This window comes from Nocardiopsis sp. CA-288880 (genome assembly GCF_050955985.1).
GTDB classification, from domain to species: Bacteria; Actinomycetota; Actinomycetes; order Streptosporangiales; family Streptosporangiaceae; genus Nocardiopsis; species Nocardiopsis tropica.
On record NZ_CP192105.1, the window covers coordinates 6,493,108 to 6,517,312 of the forward strand.

The following is a 24,205-nucleotide window of genomic DNA, read 5'->3' on the forward strand; positions in this document are numbered from 1 at the left end:
TGCCCGTATCACGTCACATTTTCGGCGAACCGGGTTGGAAGTGGCCAAGCGGGTCGCTAGTATCGGCCGGGCGGTTGGCAATCCACGGCGAGCGCGGCCCGCTCCCGCGTCACAGCGAGCCCCACCGGACGATCGCGCCCACCCCACACGGCGCCGCGTCCCCGACCCCGACGTGGTGACCCCGGAAACGGGCGAGCGAACACGGCGAATCCAGAACCTCCCCTGAACGCGTCGTGCGCCGTTGTCCACCGCAACCGTCCCACCGGCCCGTTCGGCCTCTTGGACGGGCACTCCATCCGGTTACCCCTAGAAGACACCGGGACACAACTTGACTAACTCCTCATTCCCCCGCACCGTCGGGCGCGCGGGCCTGGCGGCCACCGCCGCGGCGTTCCTGGCCCTCGGCCTCGCGGCCCCCGCCTCCGCCGAGCCCGTGGAGACCTACGAAGGTTCCGTCCGCGGCCAGTACATCGGCAACGCCGAGAACGGCACCCGGGTCAACATGGACGGCGGCGGTGCGCGCACCAGCCTGTTCAACCTGGAGCTGGAGGACGGCACCCTCCTCACCACGTACTGCATCGACTACCACACCAACATCGTCAGCGATGCCTGGTACCGCGAGGACAAGTGGGAGAACTACCCCGGTCAGGGTGACTTCGCCGAGCCCGGCAAGGTCCACTGGATCCTCCAGAACGCCTACCCCGCGCTGAGCGCGGCGGAGCTGGGCGCCGCGGCCGGGGCCGAGGGCCTCAGCGACGCCGACGCCCTGGGCGGCACCCAGGCCGCCATCTGGCACTTCAGCAACGGCATGACCCTCGACGGCGACAACAGCGACGGCGTCACCGCCGTCTACGACTACCTGGTCGGCGCGGCCGAGGACATGCCGCAGACCGTCGAGCCCGACGCCGCCCTGAGCATCACCCCGGGCACCGCCTCCGGCACCGCGGGCGGGACCGTCGGCGAGTTCACCATCGAGACGAACGCCTCCGCCATCCCGGTCGCCCTCGAGGCGCCCGAGGGCGTGACCCTGGTCGACATCGAGACCGGCGAGGCCGTCGAGACGGTCGACAACGGCGACACGGTCGGCTTCTCCGTTCCCGAGGGCACCGCCCCGGGCGAGGCCTCCTTCTCCCTGGAGGCCACCGCGACCGTCGCGACCGGCCGCCTGTTCAAGGGCGAGTCGGACGAGCCCACCCAGACCCTGATCACCGCCCAGGGCGGCGAGACCACGGTCACCGCCTCCGCGTCGGCCACCTGGGAGGAGGGCGGCGAGACCACGCCCCCCACCGACGAGCCCAGCGAGCCGACCGAAGAGCCCAGCGAGCCGGAGTCCCCGGCCCCGACGCCGAGCCCCAGCGAGACGCCCAGCGAGACGCCTTCGGCCCCCGCTGACGACAGCAACGAGCCGACCCTCCCGGTCACCGGTGGCGCGCTCGCCGGCCTGGTCGCCGCGGGCATCGCCGCGCTCGGCGCCGGCGGTGGAGCGATCTACCTGAGCCGCAAGCGCAAGGCCGCCAACGCCGCGGACCTGGAGGGCTAACCCCCTTCGGCCGCCTCCGGGCGGTCGCGTCCGAGGGCCCGTCCCCGTGGGAGACCACGCGGGCGGGCCCTTCGCGTGTGCGGGGCGGGAGGCGGGGAGGCGGCCCGGGCGGGGAGGCGGGCGCGGGCCCGGCGGAGGGCGGGCGGGACGGGGCCGCGCGGCCGACGCGGGAGCGGGGTGGGACGGGGCGGGGCACGGTGGGCAGCGCGAAGCGGGCGGACCCCGGGGACCCCCCGGTTTCCACGCTATGGCCGAGCTCACGCTCCCGCCAGATCTGTTTCCCCTGTGTGGACAACCGGAGAGGGCGCTCCGACGTCTTCATTGTCGGACCCCTGCGGCCACGCCCGTCCCGGCGTGCGGATGCCGCCGCGCCAGGTCGGCGCCGCCGGGGCCGCACCACGAACACCGGTCTGACACACGCCTCTCCTGCCGGACCCCGGGAGCTCCGGGCGCCCCACGGCCCCGGCCCCTCGGGCCTCCGTCCCGGGTGCGGGACCCTCCCTCCGCTCCCACGGGCCCGGACCTTCCGGCCGACAGCACCGCCGCGCCCCCGCCGCTTCCCCGGACCGCCCGGCAGAACCACGACAGGACATGATGTGACGCACTTCCCCCGCGCCGCCGGCCGCACGGCCCTCGCCGCCTCCGCCGCCGCGTTCCTCGCCTTCGGCCTGGCCGTCCCGGCCGCCGCCGACCCCGCCGAGACCTACGAGGGCTCCGTCCGCGCCCAGTACGTCGACAACGCCCAGACGGGCGAGACCATCACGGTGAACGGTAGGAGCGTCGGTACGAACCTCTTCAACCTCGAGCTCGAGAACGGCACGGTGCTCACCACGTACTGCATCGACCTCGAGACGGACATCCGCGGAGGCGCCTGGTACAAGGAGGACGCCTGGGCGAACTACCCGGGCGAGGGCGACTTCGCCGAGCCCGGCAAGGTGCACTGGATCCTCCAGAACTCGTACCCGTCCGTGAGCGCCGCCGCCCTGGCCGAGGCCGCGGGGGCGAACTCCCGCACCACCGAGGCCGAGGCCCTCGCCGCGACCCAGGCCGCGATCTGGCACTTCACCAACGGCGCCGGGCTCACCCGCGCCTCGGGCAACACGACCGCGATCTACCGCCACCTCCTCGAGGCGGCGGAGGACCTCCCCCAGGAGCCGGGCCCCGCCCTGAGCGTCACCCCCGAGACCGCCTCCGGCACCGCGGGCGGGACCGTCGGCGAGTTCACCATCGCCACCAACGCCACCGGCGTCCCCGTGACCCTGGCCGCGCCGGACGGCGTCGAGCTGGTCGACCTCGAGACGGGTGAGGCCGTCGAGACGGTCGACGACGGCGACACGGTCGGCTTCTCCGTCCCGGCCGGCGCCGACGCCGGCGAGGCCTCCTTCTCCCTGGAGGCCACCGCGACCGTCGAGACCGGCCGCCTGTTCAAGGGCGAGGAGGCGGACCAGCCCACCCAGACCCTGATCACCGCCGAGGGCGACGAGACCACCGTGTCCGCCTCCGCCTCCGCCAGCTGGGAAGGCGGCGGTGAGACCGCGCCTCCCACCGAGGAGCCGTCGGAGGGGCCCACCGAGCAGCCGTCCGGGGAGCCCACCCCGCCGGAGTCCCCGGCCCCGAGCCCCAGCGTCGAGCCCAGCGACACGCCCTCGGCCCCCGTCGACGACAGTGACCGGCCGAGCCTGCCGGTCACCGGCGGGGCCCTGGCCGGACTGGTCGCGGCGGGCATCGCCGCGCTCGGCGCCGGCGGCGGAGCGGTCTACCTGAGCCGCAAGCGCAAGGCGGCGGCCGGCTCCGAGGACCTGGACGCCTAGTCCTCCTCCGGCCGCCTCCGGGCGGCCGCGTCCGAGGGCCCGTCCCCGTGGGAGACCACGCGGGCGGGCCCTTCGGCGTTCACGCCGTGACCGCTTCCGGACACACCGCGATAATCCCGCCTCACCGGGTTGGAGGCGCGGGGCCGGGTCATTAGCATCGGCCGGGTAGGCCCCTCACCGCGACCGGAACTCCCTGCGCGCCCCCGCTCCCGTGGCAGTTCCTCCCCCTCTGCCCTCCCGTGCCGCACCGGCCTCCGGCCCCGGGCCGCCCCGGCACGGCAGCACCACAGGAAGCGATGTGACGCACGTGCCCATCCCCCGTCCCGGTCCCGCACGCCCCGTCCTCGCGGTCGCCGCGGTCTCGGCGCTCGTCCTCGGCCCCGCCGCACCCGCGGCCTCCCTCCCCGCCGAACCGGCCGTCTACTCGGTGCGCGGGCAGTACACGGGCGTCGCGGAGCACGGCCACGCCGTCACCATGAGGGGCGAGACGTACACGACCACGAGCACGTTCAACGTCGACCTGGAGGGCGACCAGCTCCTCACCGCCTACTGCATCGACTTCCGCACCGGCATCGTCGGCGACGCCTGGTACCGCGAGGACCGGTGGGACACCTACCCCGGCAGGGGCGACTTCGCCGAACCGGGCAGGGTCCGGTGGATCCTCCTCAACTCCTACCCGGTCACCGGCCTCGCGGAGCTGCGCGAGGACACGGGCATCGCGGGCGTGGACGCGTCGGAGGCGCTGACCGCGACCCAGGCGGCGATCTGGCACTTCAGCAACGGCCTCGACCTGGAGGAGGTCCACCAGGGGCCCGAACTGGACGCCGGGGTCGTCGAGGGCAACGTCGTCCGGCTCTACGACCACCTCGTGGAACACGCGGAGGAGACGCCCGACGAGCCCGGGTCGGCGCTGACCGTCAGTCCCGACCGCGGCTCCGGACTGGCCGGCGGGACCGTCGGCGAGTTCACCGTGGAGACCAGCGCCGAGGAGGTCCCGGTGACCGTGGACGCCCCCGAGGGCGTGGAGCTGGTGGACCTCGGGAGCGGGGAGCCGGTGACCGGGGTCGGCGACGGTTCCACGGTCGGTTTCGCCGTCCCCGCGGACGCCGGGGCGGGCGAGGCGACCTTCACCCTGGAGGCCGAGGCGACCGTCCGGACCGGGCGCCTGTTCAAGGGCGAGGAACCGGACGAGCCCACCCAGACCCTGATCACCGCCCAGGACAGCGAGATCACCGTGTCGGACTCCGCCTCCGCGGCCTGGGACGCGCAGGGCGGGACCCCGCCTCCGATCGAGACCTCCGAGAGCCCCGCCGGGGCGGCCGGCGGCACGGACGCCGCGGACCGCGACGAGCGGCCGCTGGCCCTGACCGGCGGCGCGGTCGCCGCCCTGGTCGCGGCCGGCGCGCTCGTCCTGGGGGTCGGGGCGGTACTCCTCCTCCTGGCCCGCAGGCGCAGGGCGGCGGCGGGGACGGGAACCGCCGGCTAGGGCCGCGCGGCCGGAGCCGGAGACGCGTGTGCCCGCCGCCCCCGGGAGGGGCGGCGGGCACACGGGGCGCTGCCGTCCGGCCGCTAGGCGACCGCGTACGGGCTGCGGGCGATCAGGGCGCCGTCGCGCTCGGTGAGGGCGCGCTCGACGGCCGAGGCCACCCGGTAGGTCCGGTCGTCGGCCAGCGGCGGAGCCATGATCTGGAAGCCGACGGGCAGGCCGTCCTCGGGGGCCAGGCCGCACGGGACCGACAGCGACGCGTTGCCGGCCAGGTTGGACGGGATCGTGCACAGGTCGGCCAGGTACATGGCCATCGGGTCCTCGGAGCGCTCGCCGATCGGGAACGCCGTGGTCGGCGTGGTCGGCGAGACCAGCACGTCGACGCTCTCGAACGCGGCGTCGAAGTCGCGCTTGATCAGCGTGCGCACCTGCTGGGCGCTGCCGTAGTAGGCGTCGTAGTAGCCGCTCGACAGGGCGTAGGTGCCCAGCATGATGCGGCGCTTGACCTCGGGGCCGAAGCCCTGGGCCCGGGTCAGCGACATGACCTCCTCGGCGCTGCGCGTGCCGTCGTCGCCCACCCGCAGGCCGTACCGCATCGCGTCGAAGCGGGCGAGGTTGGACGAGCACTCGCTCGGGGCGATGAGGTAGTACGCCGAGAGGGCGGCGTCGAAGCTCGGGCAGGACAGCTCCACGATCTTCGCGCCCAGGGACTCCAGGAGCTCCAGGGTCTCGTGGAAGCGCCGGCGCACGCCCGGCTGGAAGCCGTCGCTGTCCAGCTCCTTGACCACGCCGACGCGCAGGCCGTCGACGTCGCCCAGGCGGGCGGCGTCCACGACCGGCGGGACCGGGGCGTCGACGGAGGTGGAGTCGCGCGGGTCGTGGCCGGAGAACGCCTCGTGGAGGAGGGCGGCGTCGAGCACGTTGCGCGCGAACGGGCCGGGAGTGTCCAGGGACGAGGCGAACGCGATCATCCCGTAGCGGGACGCGCCCCCGTAGGTGGGCTTGGCCCCGACCAGTCCGCACACGGCGGCGGGCTGGCGGATGGAGCCGCCGGTGTCGGTCCCGGTGGCCAGGGGCGCCTCGAACGCGGCGACGGCTGCGGAGGAGCCGCCGGAGGAGCCGCCCGGGATGCGGTCGGTGTCCCACGGGTTGCGGGTGACCTTGTAGGCGGAGTTCTCCGTGGAGGAGCCCATCGCGAACTCGTCCATGTTGGTCTTGCCCAGGATGACCAGGCCGGCCTCGCGCAGGCGCGCGGTGACGGTGGCGTCGTAGGGCGGCTGCCAGCCCTCCAGGATCCTGGAGGCGGCCGTGGTGGGCATGTCCTTGGTGGTGAACACGTCCTTGTGGGCGACGGGCACGCCCGCGAGCGGACCCAGTTCCTCGCCGGCGGCGCGGCGGGCGTCCACCGCGCGGGCCTGGTCGAGGGCGGTCTCGCGGCGCACGTGCAGGAAGGCGTTGATCTCGCCGTCCACCGCCTCGATGCGGTCCAGGTAGGCGGTGGTGGCCTCCTCGGAGGACACCTCGCCCCCCTTGATGGCCGAGCCGAGTTCGGCCGCGGTCAGGCTGATGACGTCGCTCATCGGCTACTCACCCTCTCCGAGGATCCGCGGGACCCGGAACCGCTGCTCCTCCACCGCCGGGGCCCCGGCCAGGGCCTGCTCGGGGGTGAGGCCGGGCCTGGCCTCGTCGGGGCGGTAGACGTTGGTCAGCGGCAGGGCGTGCGAGCTGGGCGGGATGTCGCCCTGGGCGACCTCCTGCACCTTGGCCACGGCGGTGAGGATGTCACCGAGCTGGGCGGCGAGCGTGTCGAGCTCGCCCTCGTCGAGCGCCAGCCGCGACAACCGGGCGAGGTGTGCGACCTCATCGCGGGTGATGGCGGTCATGAATGCGAACCGTTTCTTCGGCGGAAGGACTATCGGGTCAATCCTATGGCGTTTTCCGGGGGCGCCGCCCTCGGTGTCAGACGCGGCTGTCGGCCGGGGCCCCGCCCTCGTGGGCGGCCACCCAGGCGACGACCTCGCGGGCGGCCAGCGGGGGCGAGTAGTGGCTCCCCTGCGCGGCGTGGCACCCGGTGGACCGGGCCGCGAGGGCGAGGGCGCGGCTGCGCACGCCCCCGGCGGTCGCGCGCATGCCCAGAGCCCTGACCAGGGCGATGGCGGCCCGCACGACGGTGTGGCCGTTGTCGGGCCCGTCCACGAGGCGTGTGGTGAAGGACTCGTGGATCTTCACCTCGTCGAGGGGGAGCCCGGCGAGCTGGGCCAGGGTGAAGTGGCCGGTACCGAAGTCGTCGAGGGCCAGGCCGACGCCGAGCGCGCGGAGCCGGTGGACGGCGGCCGTGGCGGCGTCGGCGTCGGTGATGAGGGCGTGCTCGCCGATCTCCAGGACGAGCTGCTCGGGCGGCACCCCGTGCTCGCGCAGCGCGGCGGCCACGGTGGACGGGAGTTCGGGGTCGAGGAGTTCGCGGACCCCGAGGTTGACGGAGACGGGCAGGCGGAGCCCCTCCCCGCGCCACCGGGCGGTGCGGGCCAGCGTGATGTCGAGGACCTGGCCGGTGAAGGCGCGGAACAGGTTGGACTGCTCGACCACCGGCATGAACTCCTCGGGGGCGAGCAGCCCCCGGGTGGGGTGGCGCCACCGGGCGAGGGCCTCCAGGCCCACGGGCCGCTCGTCGTCGAGGGACACCTTGGGCTGGTAGTGCATCTCCAGCGCGCCCTCCGCCAGGCCCCGCCGGAGCTCGCTGTAGAGGCTGAGCCTGGCCGTGGAGTTCCGGTCCTTGCCGGGGTCGTAGCACTCGACCCCGGTGCGGGCGGCCTTGGCGACGTACATGGCGACGTCCGCGCGCTGCATGAGGAGCGGGAAGTCGGGCGCGTCCCGGGGGAAGAGCGCGATCCCGATGCTGGCCTCCAGGTCGAAGTCCATGCCGTCGAGGCGGACGGGCTCGGCGAGGGCGCCGCGCAGGCGGGCGGCGACCTCGCGTGCGGCGGAGGTGTCTCCGACCTGGGGCAGGAGCACCGCGAACTCGTCGCCGCCGAGCCGGGCCACGAGGTCGCCGGGCCGGACGCTGTGGGTGAGCCGGTAGGCGACGGTCTGGAGGAGGCGGTCGCCGGTGGGGTGGCCGAGGGTGTCGTTGACCTCCTTGAACCGGTCGAGGTCGAGCAGGAGGAGGCCGACCCCGCCTTCCCGCTGGTGGGCGTGGGCGATCTCCTGGCGGGACCGGTGGGTGAGGAGCTTGCGGTTGGCCAGTCCGGTGAGCTCGTCGTGGTTGGCCTGGTGGTCGCGCTTCACCGACAGCATGGCGCTGGTGTAGAGGGCTCCGAGCGGGAAGGCGAAGAGGGGGACGTAGAGGACCGAGTGCGCGGTGGCGACGACGACGAGCGGGGCGAGGCTGATGAGGACGCCGCTGACGTAGAACTGCTGGCCGATCCCCTTGAACATGACCTGTCTGAGCGGGACGCGTTCGTGCATGGCCACCGCGCAGACGACCAGGACGCGGTTGACGGCGAAGTAGGCGGCCCCGGCGAGGGCGACGGCCACGAGTTCTCCCGCCGCGGGGGCGGGGCCGTCGGCGACGAGGCCGGGCAGGGCGAGGCGCAGGACGGCGTCGGCGACCCCGAGGGAGAGCGTGTACTGGGCGGCGTTGAAGGCGGTGCGGTGGGGGGCGTGGCCGCGCGCGAAGCCGGCCACGGTCGTGGCGGCCGCCTGGACGAGGGCGGCGACGGGCAGGCCGAGGAGGAGGACGAGCGCGAAGGAGAACGGCAGCGACGTGGGGGCGCCGCTGCCGGGGGCCTGCCCTGGCATGGAGATGGGCCGCAGTTCGCCGAGGACGATCATGCAGAGCAGGACCCAGGTGAGGGGTTCCACCGCGAGGCCGCGGAGCTCGCCGAGGCCCAGGCCGAGGCTGGAGGCGACGAGCAGGCCCGCGCCGGCGACCGTGGTGCCCAGCATGTAGAGCCAGAGCGGTGTCCCGGCACGGGGACCGATGTCCCTGGTGCTGATGGGGTCCTTCATCCGTGGTCCTCGCGAGGGGCCGTGGGCCGGCGGCGGCGCGGCGCCGCCGGTCCCGCGCTCGGGGTTCCGCGGTCCGGCCCCCCTCATGACCGAATCGCGGTTTTAGATGCGTCCACATCCAACGTGTCCGTGTCCAGCTTACGCGGCTTCGTCACCAACTGTCGCTTGCCCGGAACTATCAGTTAACCAAGGTGTGGGCCGCGCGGGGTGGGGGACGCACAAAATGGAACCCCGACCCTCCGCGGCCCCGGGTGGTGACCAGCAGGTTCACGGACCCCGGACACGAGTTCACCCCGGTCCGGCCTGTCCCCCGCCGCCCCGCCGCACGCGGGGGCGCGGGACCGCTTTCCGGACCGGGGCGCTGAGCGCCGTTGCTAGGCGTCGGCCCCCTCCGGTGCGGCTCCCTCCGAGGCGGGGTCCTCCGCCGCGTCGGCGGCGCCGTCCTCCGGCGACCGGTTGATCCGCACGCCGACGGCGGCGTCGGCGCCCTCGTCCAGCAGCACCCGGAACCCCTGCTCGTCCAGCACGGGCACACCCAGCTTGACGGCCTTGTCGTACTTGGACCCGGGACTGTCGCCCACCACCACGAAGCCGGTCTTCTTGGACACCGACGCCGTCGCACGGCCGCCGCGCTCGGTGACGGCCTCCTTGGCGCCGTCGCGCGTGAACCCCTCCAGGGACCCGGTGATCACGACGGTGACGCCCTCGAGGAAGCGCGAGCCGAACTCCGGCTCCTCGTCCTCCATGCGCACGCCCGCCTCCGCCCACTTGCGGACGATCTCGGTGTGCCAGTCCACGGAGAACCACTCGCGGATCGACGCGGCGATGGTCGGGCCGACGCCGTCGACCGAGGCCAGCTCCTCCTCGGTGGCCCCGCGGATGGCGTCCATGGAACGGAAGTGGCGGGCCAGGTCCTCGGCCGCTCGCGGGCCGACATGCCGGATCGACAGTGCCACGAGGACCCGCCACAGCGGTTTGGCCTTGGCCTCCTCCAGCTGCTCGAACAGCTTCTCGACCGTCTTCTTGGGCTCGCCCCTGAGGTTGGCGAAGAAGGACACCACCTTGGGGTCGCCGGTCTTGGGGTCGGTCTTGGGCTCGGTGGTGTCCGGGTCGAGCACGTGCGTGCGGATGGGCAGCAGCTGGTCGACGGTCAGGTCGAACAGGTCCCCCTCGTCCCGCAGCGGGGCCTGGGCGGGCTCCAGCGGCTGGGTCAGGGCGGTGGCCGCCACGTAGCCGAGCGCCTCGATGTCCAGGGCCTTGCGGCTGGCGATGAAGGCGACCCGCTCCCGGAGCTGTCCGGGGCAGGAGCGGGCGTTGGGGCAGCGCAGGTCGACGTCGCCCTCCTTCTGCTGGCCGAGCGGGGTGTCGCACTCGGGGCAGCGCTCGGGCATGACGAACTCGCGCTCGCTGCCGTCGCGGCGCTCCAGGACCGGGCCGACGATCTCGGGGATGACGTCGCCCGCCTTGCGCAGCACCACGGTGTCGCCGATGCGCACGCCCTTGCGGGCGACCTCCTGGGAGTTGTGCAGGGTGGCGAACTCGACCTCGGACCCGGCCACGACCACCGGCTCCATGACGCCGTACGGGGTGACGCGCCCGGTCCGGCCCACGCCCACCTTGATGTCGACGAGCCGGGTGGTGACCTCCTCCGGCGGGTACTTGTAGGCGATCGCCCAGCGCGGGGCGCGGCTCGTGGAGCCGAGCCTGCGCTGGAGCGCGAAGTCGTCGACCTTGACGACGATGCCGTCGATCTCGTAGGCGGGCTCGTGGCGGTGCGCCGCGTAGTACCCGACGTACTCGCGGACCTCCTCCATGGTCCCCACGACCTTGTAGCGGTCGCTCAGCGGCAGGCCCCACTCCCCCAGCAGGGCGTAGGCCTGCGACTGGCTGGTGAAGGCGACGTCCTTCCCGCCGCCCCCGCTCCCGCCCGCCGGGACGTACGCGCCCACCCCGTGCACGATCATCGACAGGGGGCGGGTCGCGGTGACCCGGGGGTCCTTCTGGCGCAGCGAGCCGGCGGCGGCGTTGCGGGGGTTGGCGAAGGGGGTGTGCTCGCCGGTCTCGGTGATGCGCTTGTTGAGGGCCTCGAAGTCCTCCACGGGGAGGAAGACCTCTCCGCGCACCTCCAGCAGCTCGGGGGCGGGTCGCACGTCCTCGTGCAGCCGCTCGGGGACGACCCCGATGGTGCGGACGTTGAGGGTGATGTCCTCGCCCACGCGGCCGTCGCCGCGGGTGGCGGCGCGCACCAGGCGGCCCTTCTCGTAGACCAGGTCGACCGCGAGGCCGTCGATCTTGAGCTCGCAGAGGTAGGCGCCGACCGGGACCTCGGCCGCGGAGCGCTCGCCCCAGGCGTTGAGCTCCTCGGTGTCGAACGCGTTGCCCAGGCTCTCCATCCGCACCAGGTGCTCGACCTCGGCGAAGTCGACGCTGATGGGGGCGCCGACCTTCTGGGTGGGCGAGTCCTGCGTGGCGAGGACGGGGTACCGGTCCTCGATGCCGCGCAGCTCGCCCATGAGGGTGTCGTACTCGGCGTCGGAGACGATCGGGTTGCCCAGGTAGTAGCGGTAGCTGTGGTCGTCCAGCTCCCGGCACAGCTCCTCGTGGCGGGCGCGTACCTCGTCGGGGATGTCGGTGGTGTTGTCGAGCGCGCTCACTCGCTGCCTTTCTGCTGCTCTCGTGCTCACCTGTCGCGGTCGCGGACTTCTAGGACGCCTGTCTGCGGGGCTCGTCCCGCAGGACCCTGGCGCCGGCGCGCGCCGCCGTGAGGGCCGCGCGCGCGTGCCCCGGGGAGGCGCCCGCCAGTCCGCACGTGGGCGTGGTGACCACCGCGCGGGAGAGCAGGTCAGGGGTGATTCCCAACCGGTTCCAGAGGTCGCGAACAGGATCGACGGTAGCGGCGGGGTCGGACATTCGGGCGGCCTGCGCCGGGGTGGCGTCGGTCGACGGGACCACCCCCAGGAGCAGCCCCGTACCCGCCTCCACGGCCGTCCCGACCATCTCGTCGTGGTCGCGCGTGAGGAGGAGCGCGTCGAGGCTCAGGGCCTCGGCGCCGCTGCGCCGCAGGAGGTCCAGGGGCGCGCCGGGGTCGCAGCAGTGCGCCGCGGGGACGGCTCCGGCCCCGGAGATCCCGGAGAACAGGTTCCGCAGGACGTCCTCCGCGCGCACCCTGTCCACGGGGCGCAGCCGGCCGAACCCACTGGCGGTGGGCAGGGAGCCGAGCAGGACGGCGGGCAGGGAGGGTTCGTCGACCTGGACGAGGAGCCGCGCGCCGGGGACGCGCCCGCGGACCCGGTCGATGTGCGCGAGGACGCCTTCGAGGTGGGACTCGGCGAGATCGCGGCAGGCGCCGGGGTCGGAGACCAGGCGCTGGCCGTTGCGCAGCTCGACCGACGCGGCGAGGGTCCAGGGGCCGGCGACCTGGATCTTGAGGGTGCCGGTGAACGCGTGGGCGTGCTCGGTGAGGGCGTCGAGGTCGTAGGACATGAAGCCGGTCGCGCGGGCGAGGTCGCGCCCCGGGGTGTCGGCGACCCGCCATCCGCTGGGCTGCACCTCGACGGGGAGGTCGACCAGGAGCCCGGCGGTGCGGCCGACCATGTCGGCCCCCACACCGCGTTCGGGGAGCTCGGGGAGGTGGGGGAGGGCGGGGAGTTCGCCGAGGATCGTGCGGACGGCCTCGTCGGGATCGTCTCCGGGCCAGGAGCCGACCCCCGTGGAGGAGGCGTCCGGCCAGGGGTAGGACTGCTGTTCGCTCACGCTGCCCAAGGTTAGGGCAAGGGGAGGCGGGGGGTGTTACCGCCGACCCGCACGGGCGTGGTGCGGGTCGGCGGCCGGACCGGCGGTCACCGTCCGTCCCCGTGGTCCGGCGGGGTCCCCCGGCGGGGGTCCCGTCCTTCCGCGGGGGGCGGTGGCGCGGTCATCGGTTGCCGCCGGGGCGGAAGTGCCGGCGGGGCCGGGGCGCCGGGCTCGGCCCGGGACGGTTCCGGTTCCGGTGGTCGGCCCCGGCGCCGGGGAGGCCCCGTCCGGCCGGGCCGGACCTCCCCCCCGTCGGCGGGGGGCGCGGTGAGGGCGCCGAGCGGCAGGGGCGGAACGGTCACGGCGGGGATGCCGGGGACGGTGGTGCGGGCTCGCAAAGGTCTCCCTCTCGTACAGCCTTACTTGTAGTACTCCGACTGGAGTGGTTCGAATGTAGTACTACGACTGGAGTGGTGTCAATGCCGTGGGCGCGGAAACCGCCCGGAGACGGCGAAAGGGGCCCGACCGCGCAGGTCGGACCCCCGGGGAGGAGCTGTCGGGAGGAAGGGGCCTCAGGAGGGCCGTGCGGCGACGGCCCGCGACGGGTCGGCGCCCTGCCCGTCGCGCGCGCCGGCGGCGCCGGCCGCGTCCGGAGCGGTCCCGGAGGCAGGGGGGCCGTCGGCCCCTCCGTCGTCCGCCCCGCCCCCCGAGCGGGCGCGGGCACGGCGGCCCCGCACGACGAGGAGGGCCACCAGGGCGCAGGCGGCGGCCACGACGCCCAGGGCGGTCCACGGCGAGCTCAGGAAGAGCTCCAGCCAGGTGCCGACCACGCCGCCGATGATCACGCCCCACAGGCCCGCCCAGATGAGGCAGCCGACGAACATCGCCGCGAGGTAGCGCGGGAAGCGCATGCGCATGGCCCCGGCGGAGAGGTTGACGGCGGTCTGCACGCCCACGGTGCAGAAGCTCAGCGTCACCACGGGCGCGCCGTAGCGGTCGATGCGGCGCCGCGCCGCCTCCAGCCGCGGGCCGAGCGCGGCGCCCATGCGGCTCCGCGTCACGCCCGCCCCGAGCCCGCGGCCGATCCAGTACGTGGCCTGGGCGCGGCACAGGATCACGCCGAGCAGCGTGAAGTAGACGATCCAGAAGGGCTGGCCGTCGAGGAAACCGAATTCTGGCATGGGCGAGCTCCCTAACCTCGGCCAGTAACTATGCTATGCCTAACCTAACTTCGGCAAGGGGTCGCAGGTCACCCGTCGGGGCTCCGTCCCGCCCCGGCCGGGCGGGACCCTCCCGGGGCCGCCTCAGACGGAGGCCGCGGCCCGGGAGGTGGAGGAGATCGTCGCCGAGCCGAGCACGGTGTCCCCCTCGTAGACCACCACGGCCTGCCCCGTGGCCACGCCCGTGGCGGGCTCGGCCAGCCGAACGACCAGCTCCGCGCCCTCGGCCCCCTCGCGCTGCCACACCGTCGCCGGATAGACCTCGCCGTGGGCACGCAGCTGCACGCGGCACCCGATCGGCTCCGTCGGAGGCAGGCTGCCGCTCCAGACGGGCCGCACCCCGGTGATCCCGTCGACGCGCAGGGACTCGCGCGGCCCCACCGTGACGGTGTTGCCCACCGGCTCGATCGAGAGCACGTAGCGCGGGTCGGGCGCGCCGCCCAGCCCCAGGCCCTTGCGCTGGCCGATCGTGAACGTGTGGGAGCCGTTGTGCGTGCCCACGACGTTGCCGTCCTCGTCCCGGATCGGGCCCGGCCTCTCGCCGATGCGCCGGTTGAGGAACCCCGCCGTGTCGCCGTCGGCGATGAAGCAGATGTCGTGGCTGTCGGGCTTGTCCGCCACGGACAGCCCCCGCCGCTCCGCCTCGGCCCGCACCTCGTCCTTGGTGCAGTCCCCGAGGGGGAACATGGCGTGCTCCAGCTGGCCGGCGTCGAGCACGCCCAGCACGTACGACTGGTCCTTGGCCCGGTCGACGCTGCGCACCAGGCGGCCGTCGACCTTGCGGACGTGGTGGCCGGTCGCCACGGCGTCGAAGCCCAGGGCGACCGCCCGGTCCAGCACCGCCTCGAACTTGATCTTCTCGTTGCAGCGCAGGCACGGGTTGGGCGTGTTGCCCGCCTCGTACTCGGCGACGAAGTCCTGCACGACCTCCCGGTCGAACTCCTCCGACATGTCCCACACGTAGAAGGGGATGCCGATGACGTCCGCCGCGCGGCGGGCGTCGTGGGAGTCCTCCACGGTGCAGCAGCCGCGCGCACCCGTTCGGTAGGACTGTGGGTTCTTGGAGAGCGCCAGGTGAACGCCGGTGACGTCGTGGCCCGCCTCGGCCACCCGGGCCGCGGCGACCGCGGAATCGACCCCGCCGGACATGGCGGCCAGTACACGCAAAGTCATAGTGGCTCCAGCGTATGCGCCCGCCGGGGGTCGCGGCCACGGGCGCCGGGGGACACCGGCCGCGCCGGGCGCTCGGCCCGCGGCGCCCCGGCGGGCCCGGCCGGCACACGGCGGGGCGCCGCCGGGGACGCGCCCGCCGGTGAGGGCGAGGGTGGTCGCCCGGTTCTGCGAAAATCGTGACATGGCTCTGTTCCGTCGTCGCCGCCCCGCCGACTCCACCACGTCCGTCACCGCGTTCTGGGACGCGTGGCCCTCCGTACGCGACGCCCTCGCGGGCGCGGCCGACGCGGACCGGCCCGCCCCTTCCGAGGTCTCCGAGCGCGTCACCGCGCTGGTCCGCGCGATCCACCCCGACCTGGACTGGGAGGTGGGCCCCGCGCCCAAGCGGCAGGGGGGTCTGGACGACCTCGACCTGTCGGCGGACACCGACCCCGACAAGCTCCTGGAGCAGCTGGCGGCCCTGGACGACCCGTCCAGGCTGACCGACGGCCCCGCCCACGCCCTCACCCTGCGCCCCGGCGCGTCCGAGGAGGCGCGCATCCTGTCCGAGCGCTGGGCCCGGTCGGCCCCCGAGGACGCCGAGTGGCTGTTCCGGCCGGTGCGCCCCGCCGACCACGAGCGGCTGTCCTCCGTGGTCCGCTGGGACGACCACGAACTGGACCTGTCGCACGTGTCGGTGTCCATGCGCGTGAACCAGGGGACCGGGCGGATCGAGGTGGGCGTCTACCACCCGGACAACATGTTCCTGTCCCAGGAGACGCGCGAGGGCGTCGCCGAGCACGTGGCCCTGCTGGCGCTCGGCGAGGACGACCTGGTGCGGTGGATCGGCCTGACGGCGCCGCTGGACGAGCCTCCCCTGGACCCGCTGCCCCCCACGTCGATGCCGTCCGTGGTCCGGCAGATGGCCGACCTGCTCGGCGGCTCCGGCGGCTGGGCGACCCTGCACGGGCGCATCCCCATCCAGGGCGCGGTGGAGATCATGCTCCGCCACCCGCTGACCCGCCGCGACTTCCCGGCGTTCTCCCTGTTCGTACAGGTCGTCGTGCCGTACACCCACGCGGACGAGGACAAGCTGCCCTCCGGCGCCTCGGCCACCGCCCTGGCCGACCTGGAGGCCCGTGTCTCGGACGTGCTCGGGGACAACGGGGCGCTGTTCATGCAGCAGACCGTCGGCGGCCGGCGCGACTACCGCTACTACCTGGACCCGGACTCGGGGGTGCTCCCGGACTTCGAGGCCGTCCTGAAGGACTGGCCGGAGGGCGAGGTGAAGCTGCGCAGCCAGCTGGACCCGTCCTGGTCCCAGTTCAACGCCGCGCGCCGGCCGTTCCGCCGCCAGCTCGGGGAGTAGGCCCCTCCGCGGGGAGGGGCCCGGCGCCCTCCCCGCCTCGGGCGGCCCGGGGAGTGCGCCCCGCGGGGCCGGACCGCGCCCGCCGCGCCACTACCCTGGTTCGCCACGGCTCCCGAGGGTCTAGGGACGACTTTGACCGACTCCCCGTACGTACGCGCCAACGCCGGCCCCGACGCGCACCGCTGGCAGACCTTCGCCGACACGCCCGTGGTGCTGGCCCTGGCCCGTACGTTCACCTCCGCGGTGCGGGTCCTGGAGGGCCTCGCCGTGTTCCGCGGCGACACCCGGGTGCGGGTCGTGTTCGCGTTCGACGGCGGATCCGCGTTCAGCGCGGGCACCGAGCGCCTCCTGGCCGGCGCCGAGGTGGGCCTCGTCCCCTGGGAGTCGCGCCTGGACGTGCGGCCGCGCCTGGTGGTCACCGCCACCGAGAACGTCGACCTCGCCGAGTTCGCGTGCCCCGTGGTCGTCCTCCCCCACGGCATCGGCTTCCAGAAGTACGTGCCCGACCACCGCACCGGCGGGGTACGCCTCTCCGGAGTGCCCCGCCACGAGTTCCACGACGCGCGCAACGTCCACCTCGTCCTGTCCCACCCCGCCCAGAGGGAACAGCTCCGGGCGGCCCGCGTCCCCCTGGCCGAACACGCACGGGTCGTCGGCGACCCCGCACGCGACCGGCTCGAGGCGGGACGCCGGATGCGTGAGCGCTACCGGGCCGGGCTCGGCGTGGGCGCCGACCAGCGCCTGGTCGTCGCCACCTCCACCTGGGGCCCCGAGGGCCTGATCGGCAGCCGCCCCCGGCTGCCCGGCCGGCTCCTGGGCGCCCTCCCCCACGACGACTACCGGGTCGCCGCCGTCCTGCACCCCAACATCTGGTTCTCGCACAGCCCCTGGCAGGTGCGGCACATGCTCGCCGACGCCCTGGACTCCGGGCTCCTCCTCATCCCCCCGCACGCCGGGTGGGGCGCGGCGCTGGTCGCGGCGGACTGCGTCATCGGCGACCACGGGAGCGTGACGCTGTACGGCGCCGCGCTCGACCACCCCCTCCTGCTCGCCGCCCCCGGCTCCGAGTCCGTCCCCGGCACGGCCGTCGCCGAGCTCGCCCGGACCGCCCCCCGGCTGGCCGACGAGGGCCTGCGTCCGCAGGTGGAGGCCGCCATCGACGGCCACCGCCCCGGCCGGCACAGCGGCGCCGCGGAACTGGCCTTCGCCCACCCGGGGGAGGGCGGCCGCCGCCTGGCGGAACTCCTCTACGGGCTGCTCGGCCTCCGACCCCAGGCCGGGGACGGCACCGACCGGGCCCTTCCCGCGCCCGAGCCCGACCCGGCGGGCCGCCCGCCGCGCTCCTTCGAGGTCCACGGGAGCGCGGAGGAGAACGGGGAGGTCTCCCTCGAACGCTTTCCGAGCGCCACCCGCCACGTGCCCGGCTCCCGGCCGGGAGCCGTCCGCCACCTCTCCGCCTACGAGACGGAGGAACGCCACGCCCTGGTCAACGCGGCGTCCGTGGTCTGCCGGGACCCGGCCTCCCGGAGCGACCCCGAACGGTGGTCGCGGACGGCGCTGGAGCAGCAGCCCGGGGCGCTCATGGCGGCGGCGGACACCGAGGAGGGCACCCGGGTGGCCGTCCGGGACGGCCGCAGGCTCCTGGTGCGCGCGGACCCGCGCCTCGATCCGGTCCTGGCCGCGGGCGCGGTGTACACGCTGCTCGCGTCCTCCCTCCCGGCCACCGGCCACCACAAGGTCAGGGCCGGTCCGGTGCCGCGCGACTGCGTGATCGAGGCCGCCGGCCCCCCGTGAGCCCCCGGCGCCGCCGGGCCCGCGGCCGGTCCGGGCGCTCCTCAGTCCCCGGGTCCGGCGGGTTCCCGCGCACGGTCGCGCTCCCCGGCCGCCCGCTCCTCCACCGCCTGGGCGCGGGGGCTGCCGACCTCCCGGAACAGCCGGAGCGCCTCCGCCCTGTGCCGCCGGGCGTCGCCCGCCGCGCCGAGCCCGTCCAGCACCTCGGCCAGGGCCTCGTGCGCCTCCGCCTCGTAGTAGCCGAGGTGCGCCGTGAGCGCGGAGAACCCCTCCACGGCCAGGTTCAGGGCCGCCACGGCCTCCCGGTCACGCCCCGCCGCGTGGTAGGCGCGCCCCAGCGCCGTCCTGGCGCGGGCCGCCATCCGGCCGTCCGGCCCCTCCGGCAGGGCGAGCAGCCGCCCCACCGCGTCCTCGAGATCGGCCACCGCCTCCTCCGGGCGACGGGCCGCGAGCCGCGCGGCTCCCCGGAACAGGATCGCCAGCGCCGTGCCGCGCACCGCGTGCGGGCTCCCGCTGGCCCGGTTGTGCCGGACCGACCGGTCGTAGGCCTCGATCGCGCCCGCCGGGTCGTCCTTCTCCAGGAAACGGCCGTAGAACTCCCACACGGACCCGCGCAGCAGCTCGTCCTCCACGTCCTCGACCAGCTCGACGGCCCTGAGGATCCTCTCGCGGGCCAGGTCCTCCTTGCGGAGGTCCCGCAGCGGCCGGGAGACGAGGGCGCCGAGCCGGGCCTCGGCCGCGGCGTTCCCGACCATCCTGGCGGCGTCCGCGCCCGCCGTGCCGGTGGCCTCCCAGTCGTGCAGGTACCGCTCCTCCAGGTACAGCGCGGTCGCGAGTTCGGCGAAGCGCCACGTGTGCTCGTGCAGTCCGGCGTCCGCGCAGCCGAGCACCACGGCCACCAGGGTGGGGCGCTCGCGGGACAGCCAGCCGCGCGCCAGCTCCGCGTCTCCCCCGAAGGGGTCCTCCGCGCCCTCCAGCAGCCGGTCGAGGTCCACCACCCTCAGTCTCTCCCCGCGGACGAGCCGCTCCGCGAAGCCCAGCGAGGCCAGGTACGCGTCGAGCATGAGGCGCAGCCTCTCCCGGCGCTCGCGCTCGGGCTCCTCCGCCGCCAGCTCCCCCGCGTGGACGCGGAGGAGGTCGTGCTCGAAGCCCAGGCCGTCGCCGTCCTCCTTGACCAGGCGCGCCGTGACGAGCTCGCGAAGCGCCCCGGCGTCCCCCACGCGGGCCGCGATCCGGCGGTCGAACCGGGACCCCGGCCAGGTGCCCAGGGCACGGTACAGGGCCGCCGCCCGGGGGGACAGCCCCTCGTAGGCGGTCCGGAAGAACACGTCGAGGTTCCCCTGGTCGTCACCGATCGCCCTCAGCATCCGGCGGGCCCCGTCGACGCGCGCGACCAGGGCGGCCGCGCTCCCCGGCCCTCCCGCGTCGAGCTGCCCGCTGACCAGGACCAGCGCCAGCGGCAGCCCTCCGCACACCTCCAGCAGCCGCTCCAGGGCCCCGGGGTCCTCCTCGGCCAGGGGGTGCGCCACCAGCCGCTCCATGAGGACGAGGGACGCCGCGCGGTCGAGGGGCCGCAGGTCGGTCGTCCTCGCGTGGTCGGCCCACTTCAGCTCGCGGAGGTCGGCGCCGTCGTTGGAGACGAGGACCAGGCTCCCGCGGCCGCTGGGGACCAGGGCGCGCACCTGCGCGGGCTCCCACGCCCCCTCGACCACGACGAGGAGCCGCCTGTCGTGGGTGTGCGTGCGGTACGCGCCCGGCCAGAGCCCGGGATCCTCGGGCAGGGCCGACCTGTGCACCCCCAGGACCTGGAGGAACTGGGCGAGCGCCGCGGCGCCGTCCTCCTGCCTTCCCCGCGCGTACCTGAAGGTCAGCTGGCCGCCGGTGAAGTAGTCACCGGTGGTGTAGGAGATCATGCGCAGGAGTTCGGTCTTGCCGATCCCGCGGGGTCCCCCGTACACGACGACCTTGGGCGGCGCGTCGGGGTCCATGTGCCCGCGCGTCCAGCTCTGGCACTCCTCGTGGTTCACGAAGTACGGTGTCGGCGGCTCGACCTGGCGGGGCACCGGGGCCCGGTCCGGCGCGGAGTGGAAGTGCACCCCGCCGCCGATGCTGCCCGCCTGGACGGTCTGGCCGCGGTTGTCCCGTTGGGAGTTACGCGTCTCGTGAGGCCCGGGGGCGTCGGCGCTCATTCGTCTCCTGCGTGGGCGTGGTCACCGGTCGTGCGTCACCCTACCCAGCCGGACCCCGCCGCCACGCCCCGATGACCGCCTCCGGCCGCGCCGGGCGCCGCGCGGCCCGGGCAGGGGCCGGGGAGCGGGCCGGGCACGGTCCGGCCCGAAGGCGGGTCCGGCCGCCTAGAGCCCCGGGCAGGGCCGCGCGGCGCCGCCCTCCCGGCCGAGGGGGCGCTCCGGGACGGGACCGCCGTCGCGCTCGACCAGCATCCGGTTGAGCTGCTCCACCTGCTGCCCCAGCTCCGCCAGACGGGCCATGACGGCCTCGTGCTGGACCTCCTCCATCTCCTGGTCCTCGACCCAGCGGCTCTCGTTCACCTCCTGCTCCATGGAGGTGACGATCACGCCGATGACCAGGTTCAGCATGATGAACGCCGTCAGCACGATGTACAGGACGAAGAAGATCCACGCCAGCGGGTGCTCCTCCAGCACCGCGTCGGAGACGTCCGGCCAGTTCTCCGTCGTCATCAGCAGGAACATCGTGTAGAGGGACGTGCCGAGGTTCCCGAAGAACTCCGGCACCTCCTCGCCGAACAGCTGCTGGGCGATGATCCCCGACGTGTAGATGACCACCAGGAGCAGGCCTATGACCGTCCCCATCCCCGGCACGGCCTTGAACAGGGCGGTGATGATGATCCGCATCTGCGGCACAGCGGTGATCACGCGCAGGATCCTGAGGACCCGCAGGATCCGGAGCACCGCGAACGGCCCGGTCGTCGGAACGAGGGAGATCGCGACGACGAAGAAGTCGAACCAGTTCCAGGGGTCGCGGAAGAAGTCGCCCCTCCAGGCGTAGATCTTGAGGGTCATCTCGACGACGAACACGCCGATGACGACGCGCTCGGCCATGAGGAGATACGGAAGTGCGGAACTCCCATAAGTGGCCCATCCCAAAATCACGGCATTGACCAGGATCACCACGAGCATCACATTGGAGAACCATCGGCTCTCGACCATCCGGGTGACCTGATCACGCCGCAACGTCACTTCCCCCTCCGCAATTCCACCCCGAATTCGGACACTGAAGACCTGAATATATCGAAGTGGACTCGACAGTTTCCCGGCGCACCCTCCCGCGGGGCGGCGCCACCGAAGACGGTACGCCCCGCGGCGGCACGGAGCCCGCAACGGAGCACCGGCGGGGATCGCGTGGAACATCCCACACACCGGACCGCGCCGGAGGGCGCACGACCGGGATCCCGCCCCCGGAGGGGGATACCGGTCCGGGCGGCCGCCCCCACCTGCGCGGCGGGACGCCGGAGGGCCGGTGGTGATTCGGGGGGAGCGGCCGACCGCTGATATCTTCACAGCCGGCCACGGCAGGAGTCCGAGCCTTCGACGGCCCCGGCGCCCGCGACCCAGGAAGAGACATGGCGGAGCTGAAGTACTTCACCGGTTCGATGAACTCGGGCAAGAGCACGATGGCCCTCCAGGAGCACCACTCACGTGGCGGCGAAGGGGTGCTCTACACCAAGCAGGACCGGGCCGGAGCGGGCATCATCTCCTCCCGGCTCGGGCTGGAGTCCCCCGCGGTCGAGGTCGGGGACCACCTGGACCTGTACGACGACGTCGCCGACCGCAAGGCCCCGTACGTCATCTGCGACGAGGCCCAGTTCCTGTCCTACAAGCAGGTGGGCCAGCTGGCCGGCGTCGTGGACGGCATGGGGATCGACGTCTACTGCTACGGGATCCTCACCGACTTCCAGGGGCAGCTCTTCCCCGGCTCGAAGCGCCTGGTCGAGCTCGCCGACAAGATAGAGGTCCTGCCGGTCTCCGCCCGGTGCTGGTGCGGCGGCAGGGCCACCCACAACGCGCGCGTGGTGGACGGGGTCATGGTCTACGAGGGCGCCCAGGTGCACATCGGCGGCAACGAGTCCTACGCGACCCTGTGCCGCCACCACTTCATGGCCGGCGTCGCCTGACGTGCTGCCCGGGCTTCGGCATTGCGCCTTAGCCGGGTCCGAGGATCCCCAACCTGACCTCGATGTACTCAACGAGCGCGTCGCGCTCATGCTCGAACAGCGAAACAGGTACCAACTCACCGCTGGAAAAGTCACGGTCCGTTTCGAATTCCATCTCGTAAACGGTATCGCCGGAGCGAACAACCATCGCATAGACGGTCGCCCCTTCTTCAGTGAGACCGTGAACATAGTGAGATGCGTCAGCAACACCCGCTGAACCTTCAGTGCGCGAACCCAGAGTGAGGTCGTCAATAAGGGAGACACCCTCATCGAAGTGCGCACCTGCCTGACTACTCGCCTCATTCCCTTCTTCGTCAGCCACGAAGGAAGCGTAGGAAAAGTCAAGCACCCAGACTGAAGACCTGTCACCGGCAGGAATCACATTCCAGGCGCACTCGTCCGTAACCGTACGAGGAGTCTCTCCCTCCCCGGGGTCACTGTAATTTCCACCGGAGTCTGTTCTTGTGGAACTGACATCGTTCACTTGTGGAATCGTTCCACCACACAGATCCAGAGAATCCGTGGGCATACTGTCACGTGGCTTGATGGTCTGCTCAGGAACGACCCCTTGAGCCGAGGAGTCGGCCTCAGTCGCTATTCCTGAGGAGACCGTGTTAAAGAAGAGGCTGGCCACGCCGACAAGGACACCGAAGACACCGAAAGCCGCCAGGCTTCCGCACCCGAACACCGCGGCGGCGGCCCTCCACCCGTGCAATCCCTGCTTCGCGGGCGGTGCCTTCTCGTCAACCACGGTTATCCTGCGCCTCCAACTGGGCTCTCACATCCGGGTGCTCGAGCGGCCGGGTGAATCCCACGATGTCCGAACGATTGGGGTCATCGTACTCGCGCACCGCGATCGGTCCACAGTTCGTGCACCAGGCCTCGACCATCAGCCCGTCGCCGATGACCATCGCCATGTGCCCCGGCCCCGGCGGCTCCCCCGCGCGGGTCACGTCGAAGAAGACAAGGTCGCCGGGCTGCTCCTCCCCGATCGGGATCTCGGGCCCGAAGTTCCACTGGTCCTGGGAGACGCGGGGAATGGTGACACCGATGCTCTCGTAGGCCTTCATGGTCAGTCCGGAGCAGTCGTAGCCGTCGGGACCGGTCCCGCCCCAGATGTAGGGCTTTCCCCGCTGGTCCAGGGCCCAGTCGACGACCGCCTGGGTCAGTTCGTCCGGGGCGCTTCCGATGAACTGCCCGTCCTGGTCCAGCTCGCACAGGACGGCCGTCCGGACGGAGCCGCTCGTGTCGAACTCCCCTCCCGCGTACTGCTCGGCCCACTCCAGCACGTCGTCCACGTACCACCAGGCGTGGTTGTAGCCGAAGATCGCCTGCCTGACGTCGTCCTCCAGGCCGTGTGCGATCAGGTAGTCGGCGGCTGCGGGGATGGCGTCCGCCGGGTCGTAGACGTTGACGATCCCGTCGCCGTCGCCGTCGACGCCGTACCCGTTCTCCGGGCGCTCCTCCACTGCCTGGACGGGTTCGCCCCCCCAGCTGTTTCCCGCCGCCGACCCGTCGAGGGAACCGAACTGCATCGGTCCGGCCGCCCCCCAGTCGTTGTGCCCCTCGGTGATCCCGGGCCCCTCCCAGCGCCCGTGGTGGGACTCCACCTGGCCGACCCCGGCGAGGATGTTCCAGGGGATGCCCTTCTCCTCCCCGACCTCCTGGTAGATCTCCAGGTAGTTCTCCGGGATGGAGTCCATGGCGTAGCCGCTCGCGTCGGGCTGCTCCGCGTCCGCGTTCGGCGTGCAGACGAGCCCGCTCGCCAGCAGGGAGCCGACCTGCTGTGTGGACGTCGTGATGACCGGGATCACGAACATCGCCAGCATGACCGTCAGGGCCACCGCGACCACCGCGGTCACGCCCACCCAGAGGCCGGCCGCGCCCCGGTCGGACGGAGAGGA

17 protein-coding genes are annotated in these 24,205 nt (G+C 73.5%); 6 read left to right on the forward strand and 11 right to left on the reverse strand.

Annotated elements, in window-relative coordinates; all coding sequences use genetic code 11:
• Positions 1-328: 328 nt before the first annotated feature.
• From ACQPYD_RS27975 to ACQPYD_RS27985, 3 genes are all read left to right on the forward strand, one after another.
• Positions 329-1,540 carry a thioester domain-containing protein gene (locus ACQPYD_RS27975; RefSeq protein ID WP_433698401.1) on the forward strand — a complete coding sequence of 404 codons (1,212 nt, stop codon included), beginning with the start codon at positions 329-331 and terminating at the stop codon, positions 1,538-1,540.
• 596 nt (positions 1,541-2,136) lie between these two features.
• Positions 2,137-3,351 (forward strand): thioester domain-containing protein, encoded by a 1,215-nt coding sequence (locus tag ACQPYD_RS27980; protein WP_433698402.1) that lies wholly within the window; start codon positions 2,137-2,139, stop codon positions 3,349-3,351.
• Between the two features lie 298 nt (positions 3,352-3,649).
• Complete coding sequence (locus ACQPYD_RS27985; RefSeq protein ID WP_433698403.1) at positions 3,650-4,837, forward strand: thioester domain-containing protein; 1,188 nt, start codon at positions 3,650-3,652, stop codon at positions 4,835-4,837.
• A gap of 83 nt (positions 4,838-4,920) precedes the next feature.
• Here the strand turns inward: ACQPYD_RS27985 and gatA are convergent, their stop codons facing one another.
• The 7 genes from gatA to mnmA form a co-directional block, all read right to left on the reverse strand.
• Positions 4,921-6,417 (reverse strand): Asp-tRNA(Asn)/Glu-tRNA(Gln) amidotransferase subunit GatA, encoded by a 1,497-nt coding sequence (gatA, locus tag ACQPYD_RS27990; protein WP_433698404.1) that lies wholly within the window; start codon positions 6,415-6,417, stop codon positions 4,921-4,923.
• 3 nt (positions 6,418-6,420) lie between these two features.
• Complete coding sequence (gene gatC / locus ACQPYD_RS27995) at positions 6,421-6,720, reverse strand: Asp-tRNA(Asn)/Glu-tRNA(Gln) amidotransferase subunit GatC (protein WP_267946504.1); 300 nt, start codon at positions 6,718-6,720, stop codon at positions 6,421-6,423.
• 76 nt (positions 6,721-6,796) lie between these two features.
• Positions 6,797-8,845: a putative bifunctional diguanylate cyclase/phosphodiesterase gene (locus ACQPYD_RS28000; protein WP_433698405.1), complete on the reverse strand. Its 2,049-nt coding sequence runs from the start codon at positions 8,843-8,845 to the stop codon at positions 6,797-6,799.
• A 374-nt stretch (positions 8,846-9,219) separates the two neighbouring features.
• Complete coding sequence (ligA, locus tag ACQPYD_RS28005) at positions 9,220-11,499, reverse strand: NAD-dependent DNA ligase LigA (RefSeq protein WP_433698406.1); 2,280 nt, start codon at positions 11,497-11,499, stop codon at positions 9,220-9,222.
• 49 nt (positions 11,500-11,548) lie between these two features.
• Positions 11,549-12,598, reverse strand: coding sequence for a methionine synthase (locus ACQPYD_RS28010; protein ID WP_433698407.1), 1,050 nt, complete (start codon positions 12,596-12,598; stop codon positions 11,549-11,551).
• Between the two features lie 551 nt (positions 12,599-13,149).
• Entirely contained in the window at positions 13,150-13,758 is a 609-nt protein-coding gene (locus ACQPYD_RS28015; protein ID WP_433698408.1) for a DedA family protein, read from the reverse strand.
• 123 nt (positions 13,759-13,881) lie between these two features.
• Positions 13,882-14,970 carry a tRNA 2-thiouridine(34) synthase MnmA gene (gene mnmA / locus ACQPYD_RS28020; protein WP_433698409.1) on the reverse strand — a complete coding sequence of 363 codons (1,089 nt, stop codon included), beginning with the start codon at positions 14,968-14,970 and terminating at the stop codon, positions 13,882-13,884.
• A 181-nt stretch (positions 14,971-15,151) separates the two neighbouring features.
• Between mnmA and ACQPYD_RS28025 the strand changes: the two genes are divergently transcribed.
• Entirely contained in the window at positions 15,152-16,318 is a 1,167-nt protein-coding gene (locus ACQPYD_RS28025) for a DUF695 domain-containing protein (protein WP_433698410.1), read from the forward strand.
• Positions 16,319-16,450: 132 nt separating this feature from the next.
• A complete protein-coding gene (locus ACQPYD_RS28030; RefSeq protein ID WP_433698412.1) occupies positions 16,451-18,112 on the forward strand; it encodes a hypothetical protein in 1,662 nt (553 codons plus the stop codon).
• A 41-nt stretch (positions 18,113-18,153) separates the two neighbouring features.
• Here ACQPYD_RS28030 and ACQPYD_RS28035 read toward each other — a convergent pair whose 3' ends face one another.
• Positions 18,154-20,298: a hypothetical protein gene (locus ACQPYD_RS28035; protein WP_433698413.1), complete on the reverse strand. Its 2,145-nt coding sequence runs from the start codon at positions 20,296-20,298 to the stop codon at positions 18,154-18,156.
• 165 nt (positions 20,299-20,463) lie between these two features.
• Positions 20,464-21,297 (reverse strand): ion transporter, encoded by an 834-nt coding sequence (locus ACQPYD_RS28040; RefSeq protein WP_433698414.1) that lies wholly within the window; start codon positions 21,295-21,297, stop codon positions 20,464-20,466.
• Positions 21,298-21,710: 413 nt separating this feature from the next.
• On the opposite strand from ACQPYD_RS28040, the gene ACQPYD_RS28045 reads away from it, so the two are divergent.
• On the forward strand, positions 21,711-22,262 hold the full coding sequence (locus ACQPYD_RS28045) for a thymidine kinase (RefSeq protein ID WP_402918419.1): 552 nt from the start codon (positions 21,711-21,713) through the stop codon (positions 22,260-22,262).
• Positions 22,263-22,290: 28 nt separating this feature from the next.
• Here ACQPYD_RS28045 and ACQPYD_RS28050 read toward each other — a convergent pair whose 3' ends face one another.
• Positions 22,291-23,052 (reverse strand): hypothetical protein, encoded by a 762-nt coding sequence (locus ACQPYD_RS28050; protein WP_433698416.1) that lies wholly within the window; start codon positions 23,050-23,052, stop codon positions 22,291-22,293.
• Positions 23,045-24,130 (reverse strand): NlpC/P60 family protein, encoded by a 1,086-nt coding sequence (locus ACQPYD_RS28055; RefSeq protein WP_433702158.1) that lies wholly within the window; start codon positions 24,128-24,130, stop codon positions 23,045-23,047. Before ACQPYD_RS28055 ends, ACQPYD_RS28050 begins: the two co-directional genes overlap by 8 nt.
• Positions 24,131-24,205: the final 75 nt, after the last annotated feature.

Bases quoted from the DNA above. Each gene is read 5' to 3' on its own strand.
- gatA (WP_433698404.1), bottom strand. From the start codon at position 6,417: ATGAGCGACGTCATCAGCCTGACCGCGGCCGAACTCGGCTCGGCCATC.
- gatC (WP_267946504.1), bottom strand. From the start codon at position 6,720: ATGACCGCCATCACCCGCGATGAGGTCGCACACCTCGCCCGGTTGTCG.
- ACQPYD_RS28000 (WP_433698405.1), bottom strand. From the start codon at position 8,845: ATGAAGGACCCCATCAGCACCAGGGACATCGGTCCCCGTGCCGGGACA.
- ACQPYD_RS28015 (WP_433698408.1), bottom strand. From the start codon at position 13,758: ATGCCAGAATTCGGTTTCCTCGACGGCCAGCCCTTCTGGATCGTCTAC.
- mnmA (WP_433698409.1), bottom strand. From the start codon at position 14,970: ATGACTTTGCGTGTACTGGCCGCCATGTCCGGCGGGGTCGATTCCGCG.
- ACQPYD_RS28025 (WP_433698410.1), top strand. From the start codon at position 15,152: ATGGCTCTGTTCCGTCGTCGCCGCCCCGCCGACTCCACCACGTCCGTC.
- ACQPYD_RS28035 (WP_433698413.1), bottom strand. From the start codon at position 20,298: ATGAGCGCCGACGCCCCCGGGCCTCACGAGACGCGTAACTCCCAACGG.
- ACQPYD_RS28040 (WP_433698414.1), bottom strand. From the start codon at position 21,297: ATGGTCGAGAGCCGATGGTTCTCCAATGTGATGCTCGTGGTGATCCTG.
- ACQPYD_RS28045 (WP_402918419.1), top strand. From the start codon at position 21,711: ATGGCGGAGCTGAAGTACTTCACCGGTTCGATGAACTCGGGCAAGAGC.
- ACQPYD_RS28055 (WP_433702158.1), bottom strand. From the start codon at position 24,130: ATGCTGGCGATGTTCGTGATCCCGGTCATCACGACGTCCACACAGCAG.